The following is a 13,472-nucleotide window of genomic DNA, read 5'->3' on the forward strand; positions in this document are numbered from 1 at the left end:
TGCTGGCCATCCGACCATTGCCAATCTTTTGATGATCGCCTTCCTGATCTCTGGAATATTTGTCGCCCCGACACTCTTACGGGAAACCTTTCCGCGTGCCGCGCAAAACGAAGTCGAGATCACCGTGCCCTATCCCGGCGCCCGCCCGGAGGAAGTAGAAACCGCCATCTGCGAACGTATCGAGAATGCGCTTGATGCGGTGACAGGAATTGACCACCGGGCATGCGAGGCGCGCGAGGGCCTGGCGCGATCGGTTGTAAGGATGCGCGAAGGAGAGGATTATCAGGCTTTCCTTGCCGATGTGAAATCCGAAATTGACGGAATTACCGATCTGCCAGAGCGCACCGAAACAGCCCGTGTCCGCGCCATGGGGCAGACCGACTTCGTTGCCTCGGTCGCCGTGACCGGCCCCGAACGTCGCACCGACCTTAAGGACCTTGCAGAAGACACGCGCAAACGCATGCTGGTTTGGGGCGGCATTCCGAAGGTCGACATCCGAGGGTTCTCCACCCGCGAATTACACATTGGCCTCAAACCCGATGCGCTCCTGCAATTTGGTATTTCAGTCGCAGAAGTCGCCCGCCTGGTGCAATTGGGCAGTGTCGACCTGCCCGCTGGGGACATCGCCACCCCGACCGAGACCCTGCTGATACGCGTGGCTGAAGAACGGCGGACGGTCGACGATTTGGCCGCTCTGGTCGTGCGGTCTTCGGCTTCTGGTGGGCAGGTCCATCTGGGCGACATTGCAACGATCACCGAACAGTTTTCAAGCGACGAGGACATCATCACCTTTGACGGGCGGCCCGCGGCCGTTCTGGACATCAGCAAAACCCGGTCCGAAGATACGCTGACGGTCATTGACGAGGTGAAAGCTTTCATCGAAGCCGAGCGGCAGCAAGGGCCGCCCGGCGTGGTGATGGAAGTTACCGCCGACGCGGCCTCAATCGTGCGCGACCGGCTGACACTGGTCGTGGTCAACGGCCTGCAGGGGCTGGCGCTGGTGTTCCTTGTCCTCTGGCTGTTTTTCGGGTTCCGGTTCTCGTTCTGGGTAGCCATGGGCCTTCCGGTGTCCTTCATGGGCGGCATCGCCCTGATGTGGATGGTCGGTTACTCGTTGAACCTGATGACGACACTCGGTCTCTTGATCGTGATAGGCCTGCTGATGGATGACGCCATCGTCATTGCCGAAAACATCGCCCGCCAGCGCGAAAAAGGCCTTGGCGCCATGGATGCTGCTGTCGAAGGGGCGACCCAGGTCCTTCCCAATGTCCTTGCTTCTTTCACTACGACCGCTCTGATCTTCGGGTCTCTGGCTTTTCTGAAGGGCGATATCGGTGCGGTCCTTCGCGTCGTTCCAGTGGTCATGATGTTTGTGCTCGCGGTATCGCTGGTCGAAGCCTTCCTGATCCTTCCGCACCACTTGATCCACAGCCTCGACCGGCCGCCAACAAAAACGGGCGTGACCGCGCGTGTCGAAGCCTTTGTTGTCTGGGCTCGCGAACGGCTGGTCGGCCCACTTGTCGATCTGGCGATTCGCTGGCGCTATGTGACGGCTGGCCTGAGCTTTGCTGCGCTTCTGGTATCGGCCAGCATGTTGGCGGGCGGCTACCTCAAGTTCACGGCCTTCCCAGAACTGGACGGCGATACAATTGTGGCGCGGGTGCTGCTCCCACAGGGTACGCCGCTCAAACGGACCGAAGAGATCGTGGCGCAGCTGGAAGACGGGCTGGAGCAGGTCAACAAGCAACTCTCGCCCGAACAGCCAGGGGAGGCGAATCTGGTCAAACACGTCTCCGTCTATTACGGCGAGAACCGGGATGCGTTCGAAACCGGCGCCCACGTGGCGACACTCAGCGTAGATCTCTTGCCCTCGTCCAACCGAGTGCACCGACCCGACGCCATTATGGAACTCTGGCGCGATATCGTCGGACCGGTGCCTGATGTGATCAGCTTGAAATACGCGGAATCGACCATCGGACCGGCCGGGATCGCCATCGATATGCGGCTGAAAGGCGGCGATTTGGCCGAACTCAAATCCGCGTCACTAGAGCTTCAGGACTGGATTTGGCAATATGCCGGAGTCACATCCGTGCTCGATGATCTGCGACCGGGCAAACGCGAATTGCGTGTGACGCTGAACGATGCCGCCGGTCCGATGGGGATCTCAGCGGCGATGGTCGCGGATCAACTCAGGGCAGCCTATTTTGGTACGACCGTGAGTGAATTGCAGGTCAAGGGCAACCTTCTGGAAGTTACCGCGCAGTTCACACCTGGATTTCAGGATACCTTCAGGTCATTCGATGATTTCCATGTCGCCCGCGCAGATGGGTCCACTATCCCACTTGGCGTTGTCGCAGATGTCGAGACCGGACAGGGCTACAACCGGATCAATCGTGAAAATGGCATACGCACGGTCACTGTTCAGGGCACGATCGACACCCGCATTGCAAATGCAAACGCAATTGTCGGAGATGTTCTGACCAATTTTGTGCCCGATCTGCTGGCCCGCCACCCCGGTATCGCTTTGGATGTTGAAGGTCAAAATGCTGAAGCAGGCAAAACCCAGAAATCCATGCTAAAGGGGTTTCTGCTTGGGCTGATAGGGGTGTTCCTCATGCTCAGCTTTCTGTTCCGCTCCTACGTCGAACCCGTCGTGGTAATGCTGGTCATCCCCCTTTCCCTGACCGGGGCAATCTTTGGGCATATGGCCATGGGGCTGGATTTCTCAATGCCCAGCATGCTTGGGTTTGTGGCCCTTGCCGGCGTGGTCGTGAACAACTCGATCCTGTTGGTGGATTTTGTCAAACGCGAACACGGCGATGCGACAACGGTGGCCGTGGCGGCAGCCCGGGCCGCTCGCGCCCGCTTCCGGGCCATCTTTCTGACCACTATGACAACGGCGGCCGGGCTTTTACCGATCCTGACGGAATCCAGTCTTCAGGCGCAAGTCCTGATCCCGCTGGTCACCAGTCTGATGTTCGGCCTGCTCACTGCCAGCCTGATTGTGCTGTTCGCGCTTCCGGCAATTTACGCCATTCTGGACGATCTGGGCCTCAGCACATTGGCCCAGATGCGCAAGAGGTTGGGGAACCCCGCAACCATGCTGTACAAATCTCACAAGACGACTTCTAGCGGGCCCTGATTGAAGTGATTGAGAACGGATGCATGGACGGAAACAGATTTCTGTAAACTTCGTATGCGTCGAAAGCGGTGCATGGCCCTCTCTCTTCGTCAAATGGGTAGGTGGGAGTTCTCGGCGCAATTGCGCTTCCAGAGACCCGGCTCCTGCTACTCCGCATTTCCGATGACCTTTACCGCAGCGCCATAGGAACGCAATTTGTCGGTGACGACGCCCTCCGGTTGGACGTAGCGTTTTTTTGCTTTCTTCTAGAATTTAAGGGCTGTGGTGCGGTCTCGACGTTTCGTGACTGAGCTTTCCAACACCTCGCCCTCATGATCAACCGCCCGCCAGAGGTAATGCTGGGCGCCACTAATGTTCACGAAGGCCTCGTCCAGGTGCCATTGTCAGTTCAGGTAAAACCGCGTTCGGCTGGCCGGTTTTCTTCTGATCTCGGCCACAAACAATGGGCCTGTAAGGTGCGGCTACCCGTGGGACATTTCGGGTTACCGTTATAGCTTTTCTCTGAGAGCTTCGTAAGGCGTTTTTCCGTTGTGTGCTCCATGCGGCCTGTGGAAGTTGTAGAAAGTGACCGCGCTGCCCAACTCAACCCAACTTCTTCTGTCATGACCAAGCACATATGCGCCTGACTGCTCGATCTCTGCCGCCCTTTTTCAGCCATGCATGTGGAGGCAGGCGTAAAACTACGTTATGCTCGATTTTGAACGCGCAGTAATTGGTGTCCTGCACCTTCACTGCTCACACAGCGGGGCTGCAACTGCCTTGTGGCGCATCTGCATGAAGTACAGAGATTTGGGAGTTTACTGTGCCTACTTGTAAAGCAAACGGAATAAGCATCGAAGTGGAACAGCACGGCACCAAAGATGCGCCAGCTATATTATTGGTTCGAGGATTGGGTTCTCAACTCATACATTGGCCGAATTCTCTGATCGAAGGTCTCGTAGAGAAAGGATTTCGTGTCGTAACTTTTGACAACCGAGATATGGGGTTGACGCAGAAGTTCACGGAATTCGGAGTTCCAGATATTGCAGAGCTTGAAACGAAAGTTGCTGCGAACGAACCTGTCGACGTGCCCTATACACTGAGGAATATGTCAGACGATGCAATTGCGGTGCTTGATGTTTGTGGAATCGACAAAGCCCATGTGATGGGCATCTCAATGGGCGGTGGGATTGTTCAACACATGGCCTTGGATCATGCGGACCGATTGCTCAGCGCAACCATAGTCATGTCCTCAAGCTGGGCACCGGATCTCCCCCAAGCTGAACCGGAGGTCTGGGAATTGATGTTCTCTCAGCCCGCGTCGCATAGCCGTGAAGATGTCATTGCCCATACTCTGATTTGCGATCGAGCCTTTGGTAGCCCAGGCTACCCCTTTGACCTAGAAGATCGAAGCGAGTTGATCGGCCGCGCTTTTGATCGGTGTTACAATCCCGAAGGCGCGACACGGCAATATGCCGCCGTGATTGCATCGCGAGGGCGCGCATCTGATCTCGGCAGAATTGATCTCCCGGTTTTGGTCATTCACGGCACTGGCGACGCATTGTTGCCCATCGCCCATGGTCGCGACGTCGCGGCTCGTATTCCCGGTGCCGAATTCATCGAAATTGAGGGAATGGGGCATGATCTGGAAGGTGCGGTGCCTGGAATGATCGTCGAGCATGTGACCAGGCTGGCACAAAGTGCCCGCAACTAAAGCAGAATAGGCCCGCTCTCGCGGGCCTTGCTCCGGTTTATCCAAGGTTCGATCGATTGATCCGCTGGTCTAGTTTCCTGCGCTTTCCATTTTACGATGCGCCACAACGTCTTCGAGCCAACCCAGCCGCATTTCAGGCACTGAGCTGAGCAGAAGGTCGGTGTAGTCATCAAACGGAGGCGCCAACACTTCGCTTTTGGAGCCATAGCGCACTACCTGGCCCTGGTACATCACAGCGATGCTGTCCGCGATGGCCTTCACGGTTGCCAGATCATGTGTAATGAACAAATAGGCCACATTCTCGATTTTCTGAAGATCGAGGAGTAGTTTCAGAATGCCATCGGCCACGAGAGGATCCAGCGCCGAGGTAACTTCGTCGCAGATGATCATTTTGGGCTTGGCCGCCAGAGCGCGCGCAATACAGACGCGCTGCTTTTGACCGCCAGACAACTCGGCCGGATATCGATCGATGAAGTCCTTTCCCATTTCAATCTCATCCAGAAGGTCGATGATCTTCTTGCGTTTTTCATCCCCTTTGACACCGAAATAAAATTCCAGCGGGCGACCAATGATCGTCCCAACGGTCTGGCGTGGGTTCATCGCCACATCAGCCATCTGATAGATCATCTGCAATTCGCGCAGGTCTTCACGGCTACGCGCCGATTGCTCTGGAGTCAGTTGACGACCATCAAAGGTGATCTGACCCTCGCGCTGCGGCAGAAGTCCGGTGATCACCCGTGCCAGTGTGGATTTGCCAGACCCGCTTTCACCAACCACAGCCAGGGTTTGCCCAGGATGCAACTCGACATTCACATCCTTTAGGACATCGAATTTGGTGCCCTTGTACCGCGCTGTTACATTCTCAACCCTCAAAAGCGGATCCGGTGTTGGTTGCTTTTCTTCGTGATCAATCGAACGCACCGAAACCAAAGCTTTGGTGTAGTCTTCCTGCGGGTTGTTGATGATCTGATCCGTTGACCCATACTCAACCGTATCGCCAAGCTTTAGCACCATGATATCATCGCTAACCTGCGCCACAACGGCCAGGTCGTGAGTAATATAGAGTGCCGCAACACCAGTGTCACGAATGGCGGCCTTGATGGCCATCAGAACGTCAATTTGCGTTGTGACGTCCAATGCGGTTGTGGGCTCATCAAAGACAACAAGGTCAGGCTCCGGGCACAACGCAAGGGCTGTCATGCAACGCTGAAGCTGACCACCTGAAACCTGGTGCGGATACCGCTCACCTATTGTTTCTGGCTCGGGTAGGCCGAGCTTACGAAACAATTCCACCGCGCGTTTTTCCGCCTCGGATCTGGAGAATTTCTTGTGCCGCACAGCCGCTTCCACGATTTGCTCCACGATCGGACGCGCCGGGTTGAAAGAGGCCGCCGCCGATTGCGAAACATACGTTACTTCTCCGCCGCGAAGAGCGCGAAGGTCCGCATTCTTGGTTTGCAGAATGTCACGCCCATTAATCCACACCTCACCGCCAGTGATGCGCACGCCTCCGCGACCATAGGCCATGGTCGACAATCCAATGGTCGATTTCCCGGCTCCGGACTCACCAATGAGGCCGAGAACCTTGCCACGTTCCAAATCAAAGGAAACCCCATGCACGATCTCGATATCATGCGGTTTGGCATTCGGGGGAAAAACAGTGGCGCCGATCTTTAGATCACGCACCTTGACTAGTTGATCGCTCATCCCCGACCTCCCTTCAGTGATGTGGTACGGTTCAAAATCCAATCCGCCACGAGGTTCACGCTGATGGCCAATGTCGCAATCGCAACGGCTGGCCAGAGCGCAGCACCAATGCCATAGACGATGCCGTCCTTGTTTTCTTTCACGATACCGCCCCAGTCAGCCATCGGCGGCTGCACCCCAAGGCCAAGGAACGACAGAGTCGAGATGAACAGCACCATAAAGATAAAGCGCAGTCCCATTTCCGCCACCAGCGGACTGAGCGCATTGGGCAGGATTTCACGGAAGATCAACCAGGCGCGGCCTTCTCCGCGCAGCTTGGCTGCTTCGACATAGTCCATGACCGCGATATCAACGGCCACCGCTCGGGCCAAGCGGTAAACTCGGGTTGAATCCAACAAGCCCATCACCACAATCAGGATCGGTACTGTTACCGGCATGACCGACAGGATGACCAGCGCCAGGATCAGTGAAGGAATGGACATCACCAGGTCTACAAAACGGCTGAGCAACTGGTCTGCCCATCCACCAAGTACGGCAGCCAGGAATCCAAGGACCGATCCCGTGGTGAAAGAGATGACCGTCGCCATGGTCGCGATGAAAATGGTAGTTTGGCCACCGTAAATCATGCGGGTCAGAAGATCGCGCCCGATGTTGTCTGTGCCAAGCCAGTGCTTGGCACTAGGGGGTTCCCAGACTCCACCGACAACTTCAGCCATACCATAAGGTGCAATCCATTGAGCAAAGATCGCCACTAAAAAGTAGAGCCCGGTGAAGAACAAACCGACTGCCGCGGCTAGAGGAATATTTTTAATCATTTCGGATGCCTCAAGCGTGGGTTCGACAGGATCGATACGATGTCGGCGATCATGTTCAACCCTATGTACACGGCCGCAAAGATCAGACCACAGGCCTGCACAACCGGCAGGTCTCGCTTGCTGACGTGGTCGACAAGGTATTGTCCCATACCGGGATAGGTGAACACGACTTCGACGACCACTACACCAACCACAAGGTAGGCGAGGTTGAGCATCACCACATTGACAATAGGTGCGACCGAATTCGGAAAAGCATGGCGCCAGATGATGATAAACATCGTCAAGCCTTTTAGTTCGGCGGTCTCGATGTAGGGCGACTGCATCACATTCAGAATGGCCGCACGCGTCATCCGCATCATGTGCGCCAGAACCACTAGCGTGAGGACTGTGACAGGCAGAGCAATTGCATTCAGTTTTTCAACGAGGGTCATCGAATCATAAATCGTAGAAACCGTTGGGGCCCACCCAAGTTTCACGCCGACAAAGTACATAAGAACATAGCCGATCAGGAATTCGGGAATAGAGATTGTCGATAGGGTTAAGCCCGAGATCAGTTTGTCCGGCCAGCGATCACGGAAACGTACGGCGACGAGGCCAAGGAAAATGGCCAATGGAACGGAAACCATGGCTGCCCAGAAGGCCAGAAACAGGGTATTCTTAAGGCGAGTACCGAGGCTTGAGGCAATGTCCTGACCATTTGTCAGCGCTGTGCCAAGATCGCCGGTCAAAAGACCACCGAGCCAATCAAAGTATCTTGCGACGGCGGGTTCGTTTAGGCCAAGTTCTTCGCGAAGGTTGGCCAATGCCTCGGGCGTAGCCGACTGCCCGAGAATCGACTGAGCGACATCGCCGGGCAAAATCAGCGTTCCAGTGAAAATTAGAACGGAAACGAGAAGTAGCAGGATGATGCCCAGCGCAAGACGCTGGGCAACAAGTTTAAGTGCGAGGTTCATATCAGGCAGTTACCCACAATTTGATTGGTGCTTTGAGATCCATCAACTCAAAGCCAGCCGATTGCTCCCAACCAGCGACAGCATCGCTTGTGGCTTCAACCAAGTCGTTGAACATCGGGCAAATCAAACCGCCCTCATTGTGCAAAATGGTACCCATATCGGCATACATTTGCTTGCGTTTCGTCTGATCCAGTTCTGCACGAGCACCGACCAGCAGTTGATCGAATTGTTCGTTCTTGAAGCGAGTATCATTCCAGTCAGCAGTCGACAGATAGGCTGTCGAATACATCTGATCCTGTACAGGACGTCCGCCCCAATAGCTGGTGCAGAACGGCTGTTTGTTCCAGACTTCTGACCAATACCCGTCATTCGGCTCCCGTTTTACTTCCAGAGGGACACCCGCTGCAGCCAGAGATTGCTGGAACAGGGCCGCAGCGTCTGGTGCACCGGGGAACGAGTTGTCTGAGGTGCGCAACAAAACCGGCCCGTCATGCCCAGATTTCTTCCAGTGATGCGCAGCTTTTTCAGGGTCGTACTCGCGCTGAGGCATCTCGGTGAACAACGGATAAGAGGAGTTGATCGGAGTATCATTGCCGAGAGATCCATAACCGAACAAAATCTTGTCAACCATTTCCTGACGGTTCATGCCGTACTTCAGCGCCAACATCACGTCGCGATTCGAGAATGGATCGGTGTCCACATGCGCAACGAACACATAGTGCGCAGGACCGGAACGAGAATGGACTGTGATATTGGGTGCCCGACCAACAAGGTCGGCAGTGCGCGGCGGCACACGGTTAACAGCATGCACCTGTCCAGACTGCAGCGCCGCCATGCGAGCCGTGTCGTCATTGATCACCAGCATCTCGACTGTTGATGCATGGCCCTCGTCTCTCCAGTTGTTTGGGTTTTTCTCAAAAACAAAGCGCACGCCGGGCTCTGCAGACTTCAGCAAATAGGGGCCCGTACCAATGGCCGCAGTCGGATCATCTTTGCCGCCGTTTGGTTGAATCATGAGGTGATAATCAGTCAACAGGAACGGCAAATCGGCATTTGCCGTTTCAAGTTCAACAATAAGATCCATACCGTCGGTACGAACCATTTTGATACCGCGCATGATGCCCAAGGCACCTGACTTGGTATCTTCACCCGAATGCCTCTCCAAGGTCGCCATAGCGTCCTCTGCGGTCAGCGGTTTGCCGTTGGAGAACGAAACGCCGGAACGGATTTTGAACGTCCAGGTTTTAGCGTCTGGGGACGAGCTCACGCTTTCAGCGAGGTGGAATTCAAGACCTCCGCCGGGCGCCAGCCCAACAAGTGTTTCACCCCACATCCGGGTTACCATTCCGGCCGTGGAGTTTGATGTAAGAGCCGGATCAAGACTGTCCGAGGAACCGCCACCGCTGATGCCAATTTTGATAGTTCCGCCTTTTTGTGGGCCAGCAGCCCGCACAGCGTCGGCCAGCATCGTGTTAGCGACCGCAGCGGTCACACCCACAGCTCCGACACGGCCAAAGAACTCGCGGCGGCTCATTTTCCCAAGCGCGGCACGCATCTTGTAATATTCAATCTGGTCTTTCATTTCTAACTCCCTTGATTACAGCACAGGCTCTACTGCGCATTTTTCCCTAAGCAGAATGACGGTAATTCCTTGACAATCAAGAAACAATTCTCGCCCTGCACCTTTTGTTGCATTCACTTAGGCGTCTGGCACGACTAAGTGTGAATCTATCTGACAACCGCGAACATCGTCAGTCCACTCTATCTCAGCGCAATATGTGAACTCTTTGAAAACTCACAAAAAATCGCGTGAAATACTGTCCTTAACACTCCTTTCGTAGATGAGTTCCTCATTGGCAAAGGCAGTCACTTTTCCAGTGACATAAAACGCGGCGGCATCAGACCACATTTCCGAATAGGTTTCGGTCCGTAAGTGGATGCCGCCTCTCTCAATTTCTTCAGTCCAGTGTGTTTTCGCCGTGGCAGAGAGCGAGTCGTTAGGATGTATGCCCCACCATTCACGCGAAACACTGCCACTTATCAAACCATGCTGACGATCCCGACGTTTGCCATTGTCACGTTCGATCCGCACCGTCACCCTGCCAGAGCCCATATCAGTTTCGACAACTTGCGACTGACGCTCTTCTCGAAGCACGTCAACATCCCACGGAGCCTCTGAAACAGGCTCGGGAAACACCCACTCTGCGCCTTCAGAAGTAGGTCTCACAGGTAGATCAACATGGCCTTTTTGCAGCATAACGGGAACCGGTTCCGGCATTGGCCAGACGAGCGGCCAATAGGTGTTGCTTATGGCAATTCTCAATTTGTGCCCCTTGGGAACCCTGTAAGCGCAATGGTCGAGTTTCACCTCGACTGTGATCGGCTTACCCAGCTCCAGAGCCGAGGGGGCAGCATGCGACTTGTGATGAGTCAAATTCAACAGGCCAAAACTGATCCGTGTACTGGCTCCATCGGGCAGCACATGGTTCAAGCGCACCGAAATTTGGGCCTGCGATCCCTCGGGCACCAATGTTAATGAAACAACAGGCGCGCCGGTGACGTCTACATCCTCATCCACCGGCAGCGTGTCAAAGCAAGCTGAAAGGGCGTCATCCGCCCTTTGGTCACCGGGCATCTCGGGTCCGGGGGAAAAGGCAAAATACTCTCCGCCTTCAAGACCGCAATGCTGGGGCGACGCTACTCGGCGCTCGAAAGCCTCAGAGCCTTGGGCAAGACCCAGATCAGATAGTGGCAGTCTTTGCATAGGCCAACCAATCGCGTCGTCAGCGAGCCAAATACCCGGACGGTGGCTGTATGAGCGCTGAGGCGGGGCGCCTTCGATCAGGTAGTGCCGATAAGCAGGGTCATCTTCAGCATTGTTTTGCTCGCCCTTGAGCCACCGATCCCACCAGCGCAGAGCTTCTTGCAGAAAACCGATACGTGGCTCTGGAATAGCGAAATGAGGATACTTGTGAATCCAAGGTCCGGTGATCCCTTTGGCTCCGGGCACATTTTGCACCAAGGTTGGAGCAGTGTTTTTGTACCCGTCACCCCAGCCACCTATGGTCAAAACCTTGGCCTTGATTGCGGCATAGTCTTCGCAAACGGATCCGTGCCTCCAATAGGAATCCCGACGCTGGTGCCGCAGCCATGTGGAGATCAGAAAAGGTTCGTTTTCAAGCCTCTCAAGCCAAAGCTCACGCCAGTTCGGGCGCAGTGCCGGATCGGGCGGTCGAGAAGAATAGGCCCACATCTGCGAACTCCAACCGAAGTTTTCATTCAGCAGACAGCCACCTTTGTAATGAATGTCATCGTGATATCGGTCTGTCGTCGCACAAAGCGAGATAATGGCCTTGAGAGGTTCCGGTTGCAGTGCAGCCACCTGCAAGCTGTTGAAACCGCCCCAGCTGATGCCCATCATCCCGACGTTTCCGGTGGACCAAGGCTGACTCGCAAGCCAAGTGATGACATCGACCGCATCAGCGAGTTCTTGGGGAGAGTACTCATCCTGCATGAGGCCTTCGCTATCTCCATTTCCACGCATATCAACGCGCACACAAGCGTAGCCACGTTTCGCCAGCCAGGGATGCGTCAAGGCATCACGCGCTGTGGTGCCGTCACGCTTGCGGTAAGGAAGGTACTCAAGGATGACAGGAACCGGATCAGCAGACGCGTCTTTTGGCAACCAAACCCGCGCAGACAAACGGCAGCCATCTGGCAAAACTATGCCTAGGTCTGGCCATTCCTCAATGGTTCGAAGCGTGTTCTTAGCAACTGACATGGGCGACCTCAGAGCCTGTGCTTCTGATTTGAGCCAGAAGCCAACCGATCCGAGAGGCATTCAATCCTGTTTATCATGATTTCTATCATCAGCCTTTTGGCACCTTGGCTTTTGGTCATTTAAGCTGGCATCTTGTTAGTGTGTTGGCCAGATGGAAACCGAGTGAGTGACTTTGCGGCGTTCAAAAGGCAGTGCGCGGCTGTTGCCAGCGACTGACCATTGGTAGCAGCATCCGGCAAATCTGCCTGCGTATGAAACAGCTTTGTTTGGCCTGCGATCGACAGCATTGGGTACTCATTTGACGCCCAGCATTGCGCTTCACCCAGCCAGAATTCAGGATTCGAAGGATCCTTTGGAATCTCGGGAACTAAGTCCAATTGCAGCAATGCCTCGGAGATTTCATTGTAATTTGGAGATGGGGCGGAACAAACGGCCACCAAATCGGCGTCAGTATTTCCAACACACGAGCCAATGTGAAGAACTCCGGACAAAGAAGCACCTTGGTAGATCGTGTTCATCTGATAACCGCCCAGGCTTCCTATTTCGTGCCCTTGTGCCAGCAACAAATGGACCGTTCTAGTTTTGGACATCTCACGAGCAACCGTTATTGCAATAGCCAAACCTGCGGCGCGTTCGCCGGCACACTCAAACCATCCAGACACCGGTGTCGTGACGACCAGAGGATACTCTGGGTTTGGGCCTTGGAAAATAGCCCGAATACACTCTGACCTGCGCGTTTCGATTGAAGCTTGGCAATGTAGTGGGATTGGAGCCTTTGAGATCTCTTTCCTAAACTCGGGACTGGCAAGCACGGTTGGAAAATCCAAACCCGCCCCCTCTTTGCGGTTGATTCCACACAAACCAGCAACAGAACTGTCCGTGGACAAAATCAAACCGTCATTGCCCTGGAGCTGCGCGCGGCCTGTAAGCGCATTGAGGGTGTCAGAGATTTCCGTGTCTGAACCAGCAATATCTATGCCCGAAATCATCGGGTTGGAAATTATCGTCTCTCCGGTCCAGCAAAAGTACAGCATTTCAACACTGCCGGGAGATGTACCTCTTTCGCTGTTCACTACCGACTTAAAAAACGGATAGTCAAATGGGAGGAAGTCAACTGCTGCGCCTTGTTCTTGAAGAAGACAACGCAACCACTCAGCACATTGATCCATCTGCGCCCAACCGGTTCGATGCCAGCCAAACGAGGCATATCTTTTTACTATGTCTGTCATAAACGACGTGTTCATTTGAATCCCCGGCAGAGCGTACGATGGTTAAAGGTAAAGAGCTCTCTCAAGCAGCATTGCACTTTCTCAGAATCAAAAGGTAGCAACCGCACGGTATTTAGGCTAATATCATTTTTTGGAACTATTATTTATAATTC

General features: G+C 54.6%; 8 protein-coding genes and 1 pseudogene. 2 read left to right on the forward strand and 7 right to left on the reverse strand.

What is annotated here, in order from left to right:
• The first annotated feature begins 31 nt into the window (after positions 1-31).
• Entirely contained in the window at positions 32-3,142 is a 3,111-nt protein-coding gene (locus tag EK369_RS05105) for an efflux RND transporter permease subunit (RefSeq protein WP_235871369.1), read from the forward strand.
• Here the strand turns inward: EK369_RS05105 and EK369_RS05110 are convergent.
• Positions 3,139-3,591, reverse strand: a pseudogene (locus tag EK369_RS05110) (DDE-type integrase/transposase/recombinase); the annotation flags it as partial. The gene EK369_RS05105 and the pseudogene EK369_RS05110 sit on opposite strands and share 4 nt — an antisense overlap.
• A gap of 389 nt (positions 3,592-3,980) precedes the next feature.
• Between EK369_RS05110 and EK369_RS05115 the strand changes: the two are divergent.
• A complete protein-coding gene (locus tag EK369_RS05115) occupies positions 3,981-4,835 on the forward strand; it encodes an alpha/beta fold hydrolase (protein WP_164726880.1) in 855 nt (284 codons plus the stop codon).
• Between the two features lie 69 nt (positions 4,836-4,904).
• Here the strand turns inward: EK369_RS05115 and EK369_RS05120 are convergent, their stop codons facing one another.
• From EK369_RS05120 to EK369_RS05145, 6 genes are all read right to left on the reverse strand, one after another.
• Entirely contained in the window at positions 4,905-6,542 is a 1,638-nt protein-coding gene (locus EK369_RS05120; RefSeq protein ID WP_127112628.1) for an ABC transporter ATP-binding protein, read from the reverse strand.
• Positions 6,539-7,354: an ABC transporter permease gene (locus tag EK369_RS05125; RefSeq protein WP_127113259.1), complete on the reverse strand. Its 816-nt coding sequence runs from the start codon at positions 7,352-7,354 to the stop codon at positions 6,539-6,541. Before EK369_RS05125 ends, EK369_RS05120 begins: the two co-directional genes overlap by 4 nt.
• Positions 7,354-8,310, reverse strand: a complete 957-nt coding sequence (locus tag EK369_RS05130; protein ID WP_127112629.1) for an ABC transporter permease — start codon at positions 8,308-8,310, stop codon at positions 7,354-7,356. The genes EK369_RS05125 and EK369_RS05130 overlap by 1 nt, the downstream gene beginning before the upstream one ends.
• Position 8,311: 1 nt before the next feature.
• On the reverse strand, positions 8,312-9,892 hold the full coding sequence (locus EK369_RS05135; protein ID WP_127112630.1) for an ABC transporter substrate-binding protein: 1,581 nt from the start codon (positions 9,890-9,892) through the stop codon (positions 8,312-8,314).
• A gap of 213 nt (positions 9,893-10,105) precedes the next feature.
• The gene (locus EK369_RS05140) at positions 10,106-12,091 is read right to left on the reverse strand and encodes a CocE/NonD family hydrolase (RefSeq protein ID WP_127112631.1); all 1,986 of its coding nucleotides are present in this window, start codon (positions 12,089-12,091) and stop codon (positions 10,106-10,108) included.
• Positions 12,092-12,210: 119 nt separating this feature from the next.
• Positions 12,211-13,335, reverse strand: a complete 1,125-nt coding sequence (locus EK369_RS05145; RefSeq protein WP_127112632.1) for a hypothetical protein — start codon at positions 13,333-13,335, stop codon at positions 12,211-12,213.
• Between the last annotated feature and the right edge of the window lie 137 nt (positions 13,336-13,472).

The organism is Shimia sediminis (genome assembly GCF_003990645.1).
Taxonomy (GTDB): domain Bacteria; phylum Pseudomonadota; class Alphaproteobacteria; order Rhodobacterales; family Rhodobacteraceae; genus Shimia; species Shimia sediminis.